The 16,176-nt window shown below is 70.3% G+C and carries 13 protein-coding genes; 1 reads left to right on the top strand and 12 read right to left on the bottom strand.

Annotation, left to right across the window (positions count from 1 at the left end):
* Positions 1–15 precede the first annotated feature (15 nt).
* Positions 16–948: a LysR family transcriptional regulator gene (locus FHS42_RS08985; protein ID WP_312866781.1), complete on the bottom strand. Its 933-nt coding sequence runs from the start codon at positions 946–948 to the stop codon at positions 16–18.
* Positions 949–1,515: 567 nt separating this feature from the next.
* Between FHS42_RS08985 and FHS42_RS08980 the strand changes: the two genes are divergently transcribed.
* Entirely contained in the window at positions 1,516–2,688 is a 1,173-nt protein-coding gene (locus FHS42_RS08980; protein WP_184570798.1) for an MFS transporter, read from the top strand.
* A gap of 52 nt (positions 2,689–2,740) precedes the next feature.
* Here FHS42_RS08980 and FHS42_RS08975 read toward each other — a convergent pair whose 3' ends face one another.
* The 11 genes from FHS42_RS08975 to FHS42_RS08925 all read right to left on the bottom strand — a co-directional run bounded on the left by FHS42_RS08975 (position 2,741) and on the right by FHS42_RS08925 (position 15,994).
* A complete protein-coding gene (locus FHS42_RS08975) occupies positions 2,741–3,331 on the bottom strand; it encodes a Uma2 family endonuclease (RefSeq protein WP_184570597.1) in 591 nt (196 codons plus the stop codon).
* A 110-nt stretch (positions 3,332–3,441) separates the two neighbouring features.
* Entirely contained in the window at positions 3,442–4,719 is a 1,278-nt protein-coding gene (locus tag FHS42_RS08970) for a thymidine phosphorylase (RefSeq protein ID WP_184570595.1), read from the bottom strand.
* Positions 4,720–4,835: 116 nt separating this feature from the next.
* Positions 4,836–5,258: a cytidine deaminase gene (locus FHS42_RS08965; protein WP_184570593.1), complete on the bottom strand. Its 423-nt coding sequence runs from the start codon at positions 5,256–5,258 to the stop codon at positions 4,836–4,838.
* On the bottom strand, positions 5,255–6,562 hold the full coding sequence (locus FHS42_RS08960) for an ABC transporter permease (protein ID WP_184570591.1): 1,308 nt from the start codon (positions 6,560–6,562) through the stop codon (positions 5,255–5,257). Before FHS42_RS08960 ends, FHS42_RS08965 begins: the two co-directional genes overlap by 4 nt.
* The gene (locus tag FHS42_RS08955; protein WP_184570589.1) at positions 6,559–7,677 is read right to left on the bottom strand and encodes an ABC transporter permease; all 1,119 of its coding nucleotides are present in this window, start codon (positions 7,675–7,677) and stop codon (positions 6,559–6,561) included. The genes FHS42_RS08960 and FHS42_RS08955 overlap by 4 nt, the downstream gene beginning before the upstream one ends.
* A complete protein-coding gene (locus FHS42_RS08950; RefSeq protein WP_184570796.1) occupies positions 7,674–9,275 on the bottom strand; it encodes an ABC transporter ATP-binding protein in 1,602 nt (533 codons plus the stop codon). Before FHS42_RS08950 ends, FHS42_RS08955 begins: the two co-directional genes overlap by 4 nt.
* A 141-nt stretch (positions 9,276–9,416) precedes the next feature.
* Positions 9,417–10,451, bottom strand: a complete 1,035-nt coding sequence (locus FHS42_RS08945) for a BMP family lipoprotein (RefSeq protein WP_184570587.1) — start codon at positions 10,449–10,451, stop codon at positions 9,417–9,419.
* Between the two features lie 130 nt (positions 10,452–10,581).
* Complete coding sequence (locus FHS42_RS08940; protein WP_376772552.1) at positions 10,582–11,952, bottom strand: amidohydrolase; 1,371 nt, start codon at positions 11,950–11,952, stop codon at positions 10,582–10,584.
* Positions 11,953–12,131: 179 nt separating this feature from the next.
* Positions 12,132–13,487: a hypothetical protein gene (locus FHS42_RS08935; protein WP_221476292.1), complete on the bottom strand. Its 1,356-nt coding sequence runs from the start codon at positions 13,485–13,487 to the stop codon at positions 12,132–12,134.
* Positions 13,488–13,694: 207 nt separating this feature from the next.
* Positions 13,695–14,618, bottom strand: a complete 924-nt coding sequence (locus tag FHS42_RS08930) for an N-acetylneuraminate synthase family protein (RefSeq protein WP_184570585.1) — start codon at positions 14,616–14,618, stop codon at positions 13,695–13,697.
* Positions 14,615–15,994: an acylneuraminate cytidylyltransferase gene (locus FHS42_RS08925; protein WP_184570583.1), complete on the bottom strand. Its 1,380-nt coding sequence runs from the start codon at positions 15,992–15,994 to the stop codon at positions 14,615–14,617. The genes FHS42_RS08930 and FHS42_RS08925 overlap by 4 nt, the downstream gene beginning before the upstream one ends.
* Positions 15,995–16,176: the final 182 nt, after the last annotated feature.

The raw sequence follows: 16,176 nt of genomic DNA, 5'->3' as shown, positions 1-16,176 counted from the left end.
GGCCCCGCGGCACCTTCAGCGGGGCAGGAGTTGGCCGCGGCGGCTGAGGAGGAAGCGCTTGAACGCGGCGACCGGCGGGGTATCCGGGTGTCCGCCGAGCCAGGCCACGCCGATTTCGCGGACCGCGCGCGGCGCCGTGACCGTCAGCTCCACCACGCCGGGCCGCGGCACCGCCGGCGGCGGCAGCAGGGCCACCCCGAGGCCGGCCGCGACCAGGCCGCGTAGCGTCTCCGCCTCCTCGCCCTCGAAGGCCACCTTCGGCGAGAACCCGGCCTCGGCACACACCGCGTCGGTGATCCGGCGCAGCCCGTAGCCAGGTTCCAGGGTGACGAAGAGTTCGGTGGACGCCTCGGCGAGGCGGACGCGTTTGCGACTGGCTAGCCGATGGTCATCGGGGACGACCAGCCGTAGTTTCTGCTCGTCAAGGCGGCGTGCGACCAAATCGGGCGCGTCGGGGACCGGCGAGGTCAAACACAGGTCCAGGTCGCCGGCGCGAAGGCGTTCGATCATCGCCTCGCCATAGTTTTGGACGAGTTGGAACCGTACCCGCGGATGGTCAGCGCGGAAGGTCCGCAGCAGCCCGGGGACGGTTTCCGAGCCCAGCGTGTGCAAGAAGCCGAAGGCGACCTTGCCCGCGGCCGGGTCGGCGTCGGCGCGTACGGACTCGGCGGCTCGCTCCACCTCGGCCAACGCCCGCTGGGTGGAAGCGAGGAAGGTACGGCCGGCCGGGGTGAGCGATACGGTCCGCCCATGCCGGGCGAATAGGGCGACGCCCAGGTCCTGTTCGAGCCTGGCCATGGCCCGGCTCAGGGTGGACTGCGGCACTCCGAGCTGCTGGGCGGCCCGGGTGACGTGCTCGTACCGGGCAACGGCGGCGAACTGCACGAGCCGCGGCGCGAGTGCCGCCGCCCAGGAGGCGGCGGCGGTGCCAGGGCCGTCGTTCGGCACACCGCCGGGCGGCAGCGCGCCCGGGGAGCGGGCCGCTGGCGCGCCGGTTCTCGGCGCCTGGGTGGGGGGCGGGGCGGACGGCCTTGCGGGGGACTGGGGTGCGGGGGGCTGCGGTGCGAGGGGCCGGGGTGCGGGGGACTGTGGTGTGTCCGACGTGACTTTCTCCTTGCCCTGACGTGACAGGGAACGCTCTGACCTGTGTTGATGCACCATGGGATTGATTATCGCCAGGTTGTGCATTGGACGCATGAAAGGGGGCTGCTTACTGTCGTTGGCATGCCTCCTGCCGATATCGAGGCGTCCACCGAACTCCGTGTGGGCGCCTCCGCCGCGCCGTTCCCCGCCTCCTCTTCCGCCGCCCTGCCAGCCATGTCAGCGACCGCGCCTCCAGCCGCGTCGGCGGCTAGGCCAGCGACCAGGCCAGCGACCGCCGACCCCGTCCCACGTGGCGGCGGTTCCCGCGGTGCGCACCTCGCCTCCGGCGGGGGCAACGGTGGTGGAGGCGACGGCCCCGGGGCCAACTCCGAGGGCAGCAAGCTGCGCCCCGGCGGGCCCGGATATCGCCGGATGAGCTTCGCGCTCCTCGCGGCCGGCATCTCCACCTTCGCGCTGCTGTACTCCACGCAGGCGCTGCTGCCCGCCATCTCGGGCGACCTGGGCGTCACACCCGGCCAGGCCAGTTGGACCGTGTCGGCCGCCACCGGCGCCCTCGCACTCGCCGTGCTGCCCTTGAGCGCGCTGTCCGAACGCTTCGGGCGGCGCACCTTGATGACAGCGTCGCTGAGCATCGCCGCGGTCGTCGCACTGCTCACCCCGTTCGCGCCGAACCTGGGCTGGTTGATCGCGCTACGCGCGGTGCAGGGCGCGGCGCTGGCCGGAGTGCCCGCGTCCGCGATGGCGTATCTGGCCGAAGAGATACGGGCCAAGGCGCTGGTCGGCGCGATCGGCCTGTTCGTCGCCGGGAACAGCATCGGCGGCATGTCGGGCCGCATCGTGACCGGTTGGGTGGCCCAGGCATGGGGCTGGCGGGCCGCGCTGGCCGCGGTGGGGGTGCTGGCCGTGGTGTGCGCGGTGGTCTTCCGCCTGCTCGTGCCGCCGGCCCGGCACTTCACCTCGCGCCCGGTCGGGCCGCGCGATCTGGCCCGCACCGTGAAAGGCCATCTGGCCGACCCGCTGCTGCGCCGCCTGTACGCGATCGGGGCACTGTTCATGACCGTGTTCGGCGCGGTCTACACGGTCATCGGCTATCGGCTGATCGATGAGCCGTTCAACCTGCCGCAGGGCATCGTCGGCTCAATCTTCCTGGTGTACCTGGTGGGCACGGCCTCCTCTGCGGCGGCGGGCCGGCTCGTCGGGCGCCTCGGTCGGCGCGGCGCGCTGTATCTGGCGGTGGGCACCACCACCTTCGGCCTGCTGCTGTCGTTGACCGCGTCGCTGGTCGCGGTGCTGCTCGGCCTGGTGCTGATCACCGCGGGCTTCTTCGCAGGGCACGCGGTGGCCTCCTCGTCGGTCAGCCGAACCGCCACGACGGGCCGCGCGCAGGCGTCAGCGCTCTACCAGTCGGCGTACTACCTGGGCAGCAGCGCGGGCGGCACGCTCGGCGCCGTCGCCTTCCACGCGGCCGGCTGGGAGGGCACGGTCGTGCTCGGCCTGGCGGCGATGGTGGGGGCGGCGGGCATCACCCTGTACGCGACACGCAAGGCGCTGGTGCAGCGGCGGGCGCTGGTGGCGGCGCGGTAGCAGGGCTTGCTGTACGGGGGGCCTGTGTGCTCAGGGCCCCCGTACGCCCGAGTCACGCCACGGGGAAGAGCGAGGTGTCCAGCGTGATGTTGAACGGCTCCGGCAATGGGAGCTCATTGTCGTAGGCCACCGTGTCGAGAACCCGGTACAACCCGTTTTTCGGCTGCCCGTAAAGCGTGGCCGTGGGTTTGCCCGAGTGCCAGGCGTCCAACAGGAGGTAGAGGGGCACGGCTGCCGTGGCGTACGCGCGAAGCTTCTCGACTCTGTCGTGATTGGCGTTGCTGCGCGAGGTGATCTCGACAACGAGCCGTGCCTCGCCCGCTGACGAGTAGCCCTTCTCCCCCCTCGGCGCCGCCTTGGGAATTACGACAAGATCGGGTACGAAGGCCCCCTTGCGTTCCGGCACGGTGAGCCCAAGGTTTTGATAGATCGCCCAGTCCCTGGGGATAACCCCGTACAGCACTCGCTGCACCTCGTCAGCGGCGTCGTTGTGTTCCCAGGCCGGCGGTGGTGCCACGGTGACGATCCCCTCGATGATCTCCACCTTGCAGCCCTCGGGTGCGTCCGTCTGCTCCCAGATGCGGACCAGGTCATCCCACTCCTGACCAGCAGCCGACGAGTGATCGACGGTGAGTGCGCTCATGGCGGTCTCCTCCATTGGTTACGTCACCGATCCCAGCATGCCCAACCGGTCCGGGGCCGGTCCACCGCAACCCGCCACTCGAACGTGCGAGCGTGCGACGCACCCCCGCACTACCCGATCCGGTCCAGCACCACCGCGTTCGGCTCGAACTCCGTGCCCTTGGGGGCGATCAGTACGCCGCCGTTCAATGCCTCCAGGGCGTACGGGAACTTCTCCGGGGTGTCGGTGTGCAGGGTCAGTAGTGGTTGGCCGGCGACGAGTTGGTCGCCGGGCTTGGCGTGCAGTTCGATGCCTGCGCCCGCCTGGACCGGGTCCTCGCGGCGGGCGCGGCCGGCGCCCAGACGCCAGGCCGCGACGCCGACCGCGTACGCGTCCAAGGTGGTCAGGACACCAGCGGATGACGCGTTGACGACGTGCTGTTCGCGGGCGACGGGCAGGTCCGCGTCGGGGTCGCCGCCCTGGGCGAGGATCATCCGCCGCCAGTGGTCCATGGCCGAGCCGTCCGCCAGGGCCTTGGCCGGGTCGGCGTCGGGCAGCCCCGCCGCCGCCAGCATCTCCCGGGCCAGGGCCAGCGTCAGCTCCACCACGTCGGCCGGGCCGCCGCCGGCCAGCACCTCCACGGACTCGCGCACTTCCAGTGCGTTGCCCGCGGTCAGGCCGAGCGGGGTGGACATGTCGGTCAGCAGCGCGACGGTGTTCACCCCGTGATCGGTGCCAAGGCCCACCATGGTGGTGGCCAGCTCGCGGGCGGCGGCGATGTCCTTCATGAAGGCGCCGGAGCCGACCTTGACGTCCAGGACCAGCGCGCTCGTGCCCTCGGCGATCTTCTTGGACATGATCGATGAGGCGATCAGCGGGATGGACTCGACGGTGCCGGTCACATCGCGCAGCGCGTACAGCTTCTTGTCAGCGGGCGCGAGCCCGTCGCCCGCCGCGCAGATGACGGAGCCGACGTCGGCGAGCACGGCCATCATCTCGCCGTTGCTCAGCGCGGCCCGCCAGCCGGGGATGGACTCCAGCTTGTCCAGGGTGCCGCCGGTGTGGCCGAGGCCGCGGCCGGAGAGCTGCGGTACGGCGGCGCCGCAGGCGGCGACGAGCGGGGCGAGGGGCAGCGTGATCTTGTCGCCGACGCCGCCGGTCGAGTGCTTGTCGGTGGTCACGCGGGGCAGCGCGGAGAAGTCCATCCGCTCACCCGACGCGATCATCGCCGCGGTCCAACGGGCGATCTCGGCGCGGTCCATGCCGTTCAGGTAGATCGCCATGGCCAGCGCGGACATCTGCTCGTGGGCGACCTCGCCGCGGGTGTACGCGTCGATGATCCAGTCGATCTGGGCGTCGGTGAGACGGCCGTTGTCGCGCTTGGCGCGGATGACGGAGATGGCGTCCATGGGCGTGCGGGCCTTTCTGTACGTTCGCGTGCGTCGGCACCCGGGGTGCGTCGGCACCTGTGGGGTACCCCAGCACGTCCGTGCGTCGGGCACTCTTCGTGCCGCCGGTGAGAAAACTACCGTTCGAGGTCGGCGGCGCCGAAGGCGTCCGGGAGCAGTTCGGCGAGTGGGCGGATGCCGGAGGCGGTGTCCACGCGGAGTTCCGGGCCGCCGTGCTCCCACAGGAGCTGACGGCACCGGCCGCAGGGCATGAGTACCCGTCCCTTGCGGTCGCAGCACGTGAAGGCGGTCAGCCGACCGCCGCCGCTGGCGAACAGGGCGGAGACCAGGCCACATTCGGCGCATAGCGCCACCCCGTACGCGGCGTTTTCCACATTGCAGCCAACAACGGTGCGGCCGTCGTCCACGAGGGCGGCTGCGCCGACCGGGAAGCTGGAGTAAGGGGCGTAGGCCCGGGACATCGCGTCCCGGGCCCGTTCCCGCAGCTCCCGCCAGCCGCTCGCGTCGAGCGGAGCAGGGGCGTCGCGGGGTTCGCTCATGTGCCTTGGCCTCTTCGGTAGGGCTTGTTGTTGGCCTTGGGCATGCGAAGTCGCTGCGCTGCCAGGGCCATCACCAGCAGGGTCACGATGTACGGCGTGGCGCCGACCAGTTCGTTCGGCACCGAGTCGGTCATGGCGTACCAGACGATCAGCAGCGCAGCGGCGAGGCCGCTCAGCGTGGCCGCGATGTGCTGCTTACGGGTCAGTCGCCATACCGCCAGTGCGAGCAGGCCGAGCGCGACCAGCAGTATCAGGGCGTGCACGGTGGCGCCGCCGCTGCGTAGTTGGAGCGCGTCGGAGTAGCCGAACAGGCCGGCGCCCATGGCCAGCCCGCCGGGGCGCCAGTTGCCGAACAGCATCGCGGCGAGGCCGATGTAGCCCCGGCCGCCGGTTTGGCCCTCGTTGTAGATGTGCGAGCGGACCAGGGCGAGGAAGACGCCGCCGAGCCCGGCCAGCGCGCCGGAGGTGACGACGGCCACGTACTTGTAGAGGTAGACGTTGACGCCGAGCGACTCGGCGGCGACGGGGTTCTCACCGCAGGAGCGCAGCCGTAGCCCGAACGAGGTCTTCCACAAGACGAAGAAGGTGCCGACGAACAGGACGACGGCCACGATGGTCAGCGCCGAGATGTCGGTGACCAGGCCGCCGAGGATGCCCGCGAGGTCCGAGACGAGGAACCAGTGGTGCTTTTCCAGGTCCAGCAGCCAATCGGCCAGGCCCGGCACGGTGAACTGCTGGATGTCATCGACCTGCGGCGACTGCTTGGGGCTGCCGCCCTGGTCGGACAGCGGCTCGAACCAGCGCTTGGCCAGATAGGTGGTCGCGCCCAGGGCCAGGATGTTGATGGCCACACCGGAGATGATGTGGTCCACGCCGAAGGTGACGGTCGCCACCGCGTGCACCAGGCCGCCGGCCGCGCCGCCGAGCGCTCCGGCGAGCACCCCGAGCCAGGGGTTGGACTGGTAGCCGGCCCAGGCGCCGAAGAACGTGCCGAGGATCATCATCCCCTCAAGGCCGATGTTGACCACCCCGGCCCGCTCCGCCCACAGCCCGCCGAGCCCGGCGAGGCCGATCGGCACGGCCATCGACAGGCCCGCGGCGATCTGCCCGGATGAGGTGATGTCGCGGAAGGCGGGGGCCTGCCCGGAGGCGACCTGGTCGACGATCTCGCGTACCACTGACAGCGTGAGCAGTGCGCCCGCGATGATCAGCAGCACCTTGGCGAAGGACAGCCGTCCGCGCGAGGCGCCGCCGGAGCCTTCGGGGTCTGCCGGAGTCTTGGTGAGAACCGGGGTGCCGCTCACTTGGCCACCTCCCGCTTGGTGAGGTTGACGGTTTGGGCGGCGAGTTCGGCGCCTACCCGTTGCTGCTGGCGCTTGGTGCCGTAGCGGCGTACCAGTTCGTACGCGATGACGACGCACAGCACGATGACGCCCTGCATCACGCCGACGATCTCCTTGTCGTAGCCCTCGAACTCCAGGCGGTTGGCGCCTCGTTCGAGGAAGCCCCACAGCAGCGCGCCGAGCGCGATGCCGACCGGGTTGTTGCGGCCGAGCAGCGCGACGGCGATGCCGGTGAAGCCGACGCCGAGGGGGAAGTCGGCGGTGAACTGGTGGGTGTCGTTGAGTACGGTCGGCATGCCCACGAGCCCGGCCATCGCACCGGAGAGCACCATGCTGGTGACCACCATGCGCTTGACGTTGACGCCGCTGGCCTGTGCGGCGGGCTCGGAGCGGCCCACCGAGCGCAGGTCGAAGCCGAACCGGGTGCGGCCGAGGACGAACCAGAAGGCGAGCCCGGCGAGGACGGCCACCACGATGAAGCCCCAGACCGGGTCGAGGTCGCCGCCGGTGGGGATGGTGAAGAAGTGGCTGGAGGCGGGCAGCGGCTCGGTGGACACGATGTTGGTGTCCGGGTCGAGCACCCCGAGCTTGCCGTCCACGAGCAGATAGCTGATGAAGGCGGTGGCCAGCGAGTTCAGCATGATGGTGCTGATCACCTCGCTGACGCCGCGGTAGACCTTGAGCAGGCCGGCGATGGAGGCCCACATGGCGCCCACCAGCATGGCGACCAGGATGATCAGCGGGATCTGCACCAGGCCCGGCAGGTCCATCGCGCCGCCTGCGGCAGCGGCGAAGAAGGCGGAGAGCCGGTACTGGCCGTCCACGCCGATGTTGAAGAGGTTCATCCGAAAGCCGATGGCGACGGCGAGGCCGGCGAGGTAGTACGTGGTGGCCTTGTTAAGGATGTAGACCTGGCTGTCGGACTTGGCTCCGTACTCGAACATCACGCCGAAGGCGCTGAACGGCTCCTTGCCGGTGGCCAGCAGGACCAGCGCGGTCAGCGCGAACGCGGCGATCAACGCGAGCACGGGCGCGGCGATCGCCAGCAGCACCCGTTCCTTGTCGAACTTCTTCATCGGCCCTCTCCCGGCGCGTCGGTGGGGTGCTCCAGGTGGCCGGTGGCCGCACCGGTCATCGCCGAGCCCAGTTCCTGCGGAGTGATGGTCGCGGGGTCGGCGTCGGCGACGAGCCGCCCCCGGTACATCACCCGCAGCGTGTCGGACAGGCCGATCAGCTCGTCCAAGTCGGCCGAGATCAGCAGCACCGCGAGCCCTTCGCTGCGGGCCGTGCGGATCTGGTCCCAGATCTGGGCCTGCGCGCCGACGTCCACGCCGCGCGTGGGGTGGGCGGCGATCAGCAGCCGGGGCAGATGGCTCATCTCCCGGCCGACGATGAGTTTTTGCTGGTTGCCACCGGACAGCGAGGCCGCCGTCACCTCGATGCCGGGGGTGCGCACGTCGTACTCGGTGACGATGCGTTCGGTGTCGCGCCGCGCGGCGCCCGGGTCGAGGAAGTGCCCGCGGCTGTTGGGCGGCTCGGTGACGTGCCCGAGGATGCGGTTCTCCCACAGCGGCGCGTCCAGGAGGAGCGCGTGCCGGTGCCGGTCCTCGGGAATGTAGCCGATGCCGCTTTCGCGGCGGGCGCGGGTGGGGGCGTGCGAGATGTCCTGCCCGCCCAGGGTGAGCTGGCCGCTGTCGGGGTCGCGCATGCCCATGATGGCCTCGACCAGTTCGGCCTGACCGTTGCCCTCGACGCCGGCGATGCCCAGGATCTCACCCTTGTGGATGGTGAGGTCGATGCCGTCGAGTACGGCACGGTCCACGCCGTCCACGTCGGTGGCGGTCAGCCGCAGCGACCGTACGCGCAGCATCTCGATGTCCGTCACGGTGGACTCGCGGGTCTGGGGTGAGGGCAGTTCGCTGCCGACCATCAGCTCCGCGAGGTGCCTGGCGGTGGTTTCGGCGGGGACGACGGATGCGACGGTCGTGCCACGCCGGATGACGGTGATGTCGTCGGCGACGGAGAGCACTTCGCCCAGCTTGTGCGAGATGAAGATGACGGTCAGGCCCTCGGCCTTGAGGTCGCGCAGGTTGTCGAAGAGCGCCTCGACCTCCTGCGGCACCAGGACCGCGGTCGGCTCGTCGAGGATGAGGATGCGGGCGCCCCGGTAGAGCACCTTGAGGATCTCCACCCGCTGCCGGTCGGCTACGCCGAGGTCCTCGACCAGCACATCGGGCCGCACCCTGAGCCCGTACGCGTCGGAGATCTCCCGTACTCTCGCCCGCGCCTTGGCCCCGATGCCGTGCAGCTTCTCCGCGCCCAGGACGATGTTCTCCAGGACGGTCAGGTAGTCGGCGAGCATGAAGTGTTGGTGCACCATGCCCACGCCGCGTGCGATGGCGTCGCCCGGGGAGTGCAGCGCCGCCGGGTGGCCCTCGATCGCGATGGTGCCTTCGTCGGGGCGCAGCATCCCGTAGAGGATCTTCATCAGCGTTGACTTGCCCGCGCCGTTCTCGCCAACGAGCGCGTGCACGGTGCCACGACGGACCGAGATGTCGATGTCGTGGTTGGCGACGACTCCGGGGAACCGTTTGGTGATCCCCTTGAGTTCAACGGCGACGGGGGGCCCGTCTCCTGCGGGTGGCTCGCCCGTGGGGGCGCTGGCGGCTTTGATGGGGACTCCTGGAAGAGGTGGGGTGGTGACGGGGGCCCGGAGGTGCCGGGTCAGACGCCCCAGCCCCAGCGAGAGGGCCCGCAGGCAGCCGGCGCGGCTGCCTCCGGGCCCGGTGCAGCGGCCTCGCGGCCAGCGCGTGGGTCAGCCCGAGTAGGTGGACGTCACCTTGATGTCGCCGGCGATGATCTTCTTCTTGGCCTCTTCGATCTTCGGCTTGATGTCGTCGAGGAAGCCGCCGGAGTACGAGAGCGAGACCCCGCCCTGCTTGAGGTCGTACGTCTGGACCCCGGTCATCGGCTTCTTGTCCTTCAGGACGCTCGTGATGAAGTCGTAGACCGAGCCGTCCACGTTCTTCACCACCGAGGTCAAGATGGAGTTCTTGTAGTTGGCCAGGCCCTGCTCGTAATACTGGTCGCCATCGACGCCGATCGACCAGGTGCCCTTCTTCTTGGCGGTCGCCTCGATCGCGCCCGCGCCGGAGCCGCCCGCCGCCGAGTAGATGACGTCGATGTTCTTGTCGAGCATGCCCTCGGCGATGTCCTTGCCGCGGTCGGGCAGGGCGAAGCCATCGGTGCTGCCCGGGGTGACCCACTGGACGTCCACGGTGGCCTTCGGCTTGGTGGCCTTGACGCCCTGGACGTAGCCGGCGGCGAACTTCTTGATCAGCGCGCTGTTGGTGCCGCCGATGAAGCCGACCTTGCCGGACTTGCTCTTCAGCGCGGCGGCGACGCCGGCCAGGTAGGAGCCCTCGTGTTCGGCGGAGACCAGGCTGGTGACGTTCTTCGCCTCGACCACCGAGTCCACGATGGCGAAGTCGGTGTCCTTGTACTTCTTGGCGGCCTTGGCGAGCGAGGGGGTGTACGCGTAGCCGACGCCGACGACCGGGTTGTAGCCGGCATCCGCGAGGTCGGCGAGCTTTTGGTAGCGGTCGGCCTCGGTGTCGGTGTTCTTGGCGGTCATCTCCTTGCCGCCCACCTTGAGGTCCTTCTTGGCCTTGTCGAGGCCCTTGGCGGCCGAGTCGTTGAAGGAGTGGTCGCCCCGGCCGCCCACGTCGTAGGCCAGGCCGATGCCCTTGTCCTTGTCTCCTTCACCCGAACTGCTGCCACACGCGGTGGCGGAGAACGCGAGAGCCGCGGTAGCGATGCCCGCGACGGCGATCTTGGATACCCGGCGCACGAGGGTCCCCTTCACTCGAAGCGCCACGTACGGCGCTGATTCCGCCGCATCGTAACGCGCGTAGAACCACGGAAAAGGGGTGCCGGCGAGACGTTATCGGATCGTCGCGAACGTGCTGTGACGGTTGTGTCTACGGAAGATTGCGATCGAGCAAAGCGGCAGCCGTGAAGAGTTCCACCCCCACCTCAATGGCCTCTTCGTCCACATCGAAGTCCCCGCAGTGCAGATCGCGTCGGGCGGTGTCGCCGACCTGGCGCACCCCGAGCCTGGCCATCGCGCCCGGCACCTGTTCCAAGTACCACGAGAAGTCCTCGCCGCCAAGGCTTTGTTCGGTGTCCTCGATGGACTGCGGGCCGCGGCGGGCCGCCATCGCGCTCCGCAGCAGCTCGGTGGCGTCCGACTCATTGACGACCGGCGGCACCCCGCGGATGTAGTTGATCTCGAACTTCGCCCGGTGCAGCGCGGCGACCTCCTCGATCGCGGCGTGCACCAGGTCCGGTGCGGAGCGCCAGCCGGGCAGGTCGAGGCAGCGCACGGTGCCGGACAGCTCGGCCTGCTGCGGGATGACGTTGCAGGCGTGGCCCGAGGTGATCCGGCCCCAGGTCAGGGCGAGCCCGGAGCGGGCGTCCATCCGGCGGCCGAGCAGCGCGGGCACCTCGGTGGCGACCTTGGCCACGGCGGTGACCAGGTCGGTGGTCAGATGCGGCCGGGCAGTGTGCCCACCGGCACCGTTCAAGGTGACCTCAAGGCGGTCACAGGCGGAGGTGATGGGCCCTACCCGCAACCCCAGCCGCCCCACGTCCACGCGCGGGTCGCAGTGCACGGCGATGATCCGCCCGACCCCGTCGAGCACGCCGTCTTCGATGGCGTCGGCAGCCCCACCGGGCAGCACCTCCTCGGCGGGCTGGAAGATCAGCCGCACCGGGTGCGGCAGCTTGCCCGCCCGGGCCAACTCCGCGAGCACCAGGCCGGCGCCGAGTACGACGGTGGTGTGCACATCGTGGCCGCAGGCGTGCGCGCGATCCGGGATGGTCGAGCGGTACGCGGCGGTCTTGGTGTCCGGGATCGGCAGCCCGTCGATATCGGCCCGCAGGGCGAGGAAGGGTCGCCCGTCGTCCCTGCGTACCCCTGCGCCATCGGCGCTGCTGCCGTTGCCGTTGCCGGGGTAACCATCGCCGTACGCGGCGCGCGCGTCCCGGCCGCCCGGCTCGCCCCGATCGGCGGGCTGTTGCCTACCGATGTCGCAGACGAGTCCGGTGCCGGTGGCGAGGACGCGTGGCGCGAGCCCGGCCCGCTCCAGTCTGGCCTTGATGGCCGCGGTGGTACGAAACTCACGGTTGCCGAGCTCGGGATGCATGTGCAAATCCCGCCGGAACGCGATGAGTTCACTGCGCAGTTCGGCGGGCAGCCTGCCGGGCAGCTCAGCCTCGGCGGTGACACCGGGCAGCTCCACGTCGGCGGTGGCTTCGGGCTCGTAATCGCGGGACGTCACAGAGTTCACGCTGTGAAGCGTAAAACGCCACCTGGGGCAACTGCGCGTCGATCAACAAAAGTTCAGCCCGTTAGGGGAAGAAAAACGGGCCGCTCGCCGCATGAGCAGCGCCCCAAACGGGTAGGGGGGACATTTATACCTGCCGCACCGAGGGGAGTCCGCTCACCGACGGTGAGCGGACCGGGTACCTATGGTCGGCCGGGCGAAGTCGGCGCGTACGGAAGTCGCTGCACGTCGCGGGCGGTGCCCGTGACGCCGGACAAAAACCCCTGGGCGTTCGGTGAGGCGTGGGAGGTGAGCCACGCCGGATCGACGTCACACACTGCAACCTTGATGCCGGTACCGACGAGGGCAAGCGGCAGCGTGTGCACGACCGTAGAGGGAAAACTCAAGATCGTCCGCCCTATGGGACCGCGCCGCGCGATCAACTCAAGCGGCAGGTCGGGCCGCACGATCTCCAGGCCCACTTCGGTACTGATCCGGTGCAGCTTGTCGGGGCTCTCCTTACGATGCGCGAAGTAGCGGGTCGCCCCATGCTCACGGGTCAGCCCCGTGACCGCTTCCAGATACCGCTCCAGATCCACCACACCGGTTTCCACCAACGAGGTGCCCACCAGGTCGGTGCCGCCCGTCAGCCGAGGCGGACCGAAGCGGGCCCGAGTCCAGGCGAACGTGTTGGCCGTCACGGTGACACCGGGCGGCGGCTCCACCGGCATCGAGCTGAAGACCTCAACGCGCCGCCCCTCCCCCGGGGTCAACCGACGCCGCGCATTCGCCGACACCGGCGCGAAGATCAGGTCACGCGGGCCACGGCTGCCACGCCGATGCCAGCGCACCAACCGTTCGCCCCGCGCCAGTTGGGAAATGAACTCCATCGTGGCGGTGCCATCGTCCACCACGATCAGGTCGCGGGCCTTGGCCATGGCCAACAACAGTTGTACGTAACGGGAGAACGGATCGCCGATGACGATCCGCCGCGCGGCGCGCAACATCGACGCAAGGCCCCCGATGGTACGCAGCGGCGCACTCGCGCCACCCCGCGCCTCCTCCCAGCGCACGGTTACCCCCTCTTCCCTGGCCAGCTCCGCCATACGGCGGAGCTGGCCACGGGTCATGGGGTCATGCGGCGAGAGCACGATCACGGTGAGATCGTCCGACGCCCCAACGCCGGTACCCTCCACACCGCCGGCGCCCGCCGAGCCGCCGGGCCCTGCCGTACCACTGGATACGGGCGCAGCGCCGATGTCGGCCACGCCCCCCGCCGCGCGCAGCGACACCGTGTCGAGCGACGCGTGGCGCGCGACGACACCTTCCGACGCGCCGAACGCGGCTGCACTCTCCGATGCGGGAAGCGCGGGCGGGCCGCCCGATACGCGAGGCGCGCCTGTGCCCTCCGACGCACAAAGCGCGCCTGTGCCCTCCGACGCACAAAGCGCGTCGGCGTAAGCCCACTCCAGCACATTCAGCAACTGCACCGGGCTCTCCACAAAGGCGAGCGTGCCGCCCTGGTGGTTGTCCTGGCTGGACACGCCGCGCCGGGGCAGCGCCCGGACGCGGCGTTCGGACCCGGCCCCACCGGAGGTGGAGGCCGCGTCCGGGACAGGGCCAACCGGCCCTGTGGTTGAGCTCACTGAGGTCTACCTCACGCTCTCGGCGGTCTCATCCTCGCGACAAGGCCGCACAGCCGACGGGAGTTGCCGGGTGCCTGGCCCGGAAGGCGGCGCGGCGTGCCCACGGCCCGCGGACACGGGTCAGACAGCCGCGGGCTCGCGGTCCCCGCCCTCAGCAACGACGCCCGCCACCCGACGAAGCTTCTTCATCGGGCCGAGCTCGCTCTCGTACACCTTCTTGACGCCGTCACCGAGCGAGTCCTCGATGGTGCGGATGTCGCGGACCAGGCGCTGTAGGCCCTGCGGCTCCACGGAGGCGGCCTGGTCGGAGCCCCACATGGCGCGGTCCAAGGTGATGTGACGCTCGACGAAGGCGGCACCGAGCGCGACGGCCGCGAGGGTGGTCTGGAGACCGGTCTCGTGGCCGGAGTAGCCGATCGGCACGTTCGGGTACTCGGCCTGAAGGGTGTTGATGACCCGCAGGTTCAACTCCTCGGCCTTGGCCGGGTAGGTGGAGGTGGCGTGGCACAGCAGGATGTTGTCGCTGCCCAGCACCTCGACCGCGTGCCGGATCTGCCGCGGCGTGGACATGCCCGTAGACAGGATGACCGTGCGCCCTGTGGCGCGCAGCGCACGCAGCAGCTCATCATCGGTCAGCGACGCGGAGGCCACCTTGTGCGCCGGGACGTCGAACTTCTCCAGGAAGGCGACGGCCTCGGTGTCCCACGGGGACGCGAACCAGTCGATGCTGCGCTTCTTGCAGTGCTCAGCGATCTTGCGGTAGTCGTCCTCGCCGAACTCGACGCGGTGCCGGTAGTCGATGTACGTCATCCGGCCCCAGGGGGTGTCGCGCTCGATGTCCCACTGGTCGCGCGGGGTGCAGATCTCCGGGGTGCGCTTTTGGAACTTGACCGCGTCGCAGCCCGCGTCGGCGGCGGCGTCGATCAGCTTGAACGCGTTTTCCAGGTCACCGTTGTGGTTGATGCCGATTTCACCGGTGATGTAAACCGGCTGGCCGGGCCCCGCGGTCTTGGCGCCGAGGGTGCGGAGGCGGGTGGAGCTCATGAAGACAGTTCCTTTCCAAGAATCCACGAGGCGATCTCGCGGATCGCGCCGTCTCCTCCGGGGGTGGAGGTGACCGCGCGTGCGGCGCCACGTACGACGTCGTGCGCACCTGCGACCGCCACGGGCCAGCCGACTAGGCCAAAGCACGGGAGGTCGTTGACGTCGTTGCCGACATAGAGCACGCGCTCAGGCGCGATGCCCTGCTCCTCGCACCACTGCTTCAGTGCGAGGTCCTTACGGTCGATGCCATGCAGCACGGGGACCTGCAACTTGCGGGCCCGTGCGGCGACGACCGGGTTCTGCTCCGTGGACAGGATCAGCAGCGGGATGCCGGAGCGGCGCATCGCTGCGATGCCAAGACCGTCGCCGCGGTGTACGGCGACGAGTTCGCGTCCTTCGGAGTCGATCAGCACCTTGTCGTCCGTCTGGGTGCCGTCGAAGTCGATGACCACCGCGTCGATGTCCTCGCGGGTGGGCAGGTGGGTTTGGACGTAACCGGTACCGGCCTGCGGCGCGGGGCCGTCCAGGAGCGGCGCGAGAACGCGGGCACGCTCCAGGTCGTGCGGGTCGTCGATCTCCAGGACCCGCGCGGCGTCGGTGCGTACCAGCGCGGTGTGGCCGAAGAAGCGGTGCTGGTGGTCGCGGAAGCCATCGGCGCGCATGGCGTACGCGGCGCCGGTCTCCAGCAGGTCCTGCGGCCGGTCCTGGCGGCGCGGCCGGAACGACTTGTCGTGGTTGACGCCGAAGCCGCCGCTGACACCGCCACCCACCGCACTCGGCGCGCCCACTGTGCCATCGGCACCGCGGGCAGCGTTCGCAGCGTTGACCAGAGGCGCGTCATCGTCGGCATCGCGCCAGACGAAGCCGTGAAAAGGCGCGACGGTCAGCGCGGTGTCGGCGCCGTCCGTGAGGATGGCGCCGACGACGCCGTCGATGTCTTCGCGGGTGATGAAGGGGCTCGTGCACTGCACGAGAAGCACCACACCGACGCTCCCTGCGCCGTCGTGCGCCGTCTCGTGCGCGTCCATGGCGTGCAGGACGGCCGCCTCGCTGGTGGCGGTGTCGCCCGCGATGGCGGTGGGCCGCTGGACGACGTCGGCGCCGGCGCCGCGGGCGGCGGCGGCGATGCTCGGGTCATCGGTGGAGACCACGACGTCGGTGACCAAGCGGCTTGCCCGGCACTCACGGATCGCGCGGGCCACCAGGGGCACCCCGCCGACCGCGGCGAGGTTCTTGGCGGGCACGCCCTTTGAGCCGCCCCGTGCGGGGATCACCGCAAGCACCCGGCCGCCACCGGGTCGGCCTGCGTCGCGGCCCTCGGCCGTCGTACTTGTGCCCGGCGCGCTGACGCGTCCTACGGGCTCCGAGGTGGACATGGCGGCTCCTGACTCGTGGCGCTGGGCGCCTGGTGATCCGTGGCGCTGGGCGCCTGAGTGGGTGGCGGGCGTCTCGGGCGCGGCCTGCCGGTCCCGCGGCGGCCGAGTCGAGACGGCGTCGGTGGTGGGGTGGGCGCGCCCGGTGGGGGACGTGGGCCCGGTGGGGGGGTTCTCGCGTCCCG

Origin of the sequence: Streptomyces zagrosensis (assembly GCF_014203645.1) — a bacterium.
In the GTDB taxonomy this organism is placed as follows: domain Bacteria; phylum Actinomycetota; class Actinomycetes; order Streptomycetales; family Streptomycetaceae; genus Streptomyces; species Streptomyces zagrosensis.
Note: the sequence above shows the minus strand (reverse complement) of the source record. Positions and strands in the feature narration are given on the sequence as shown.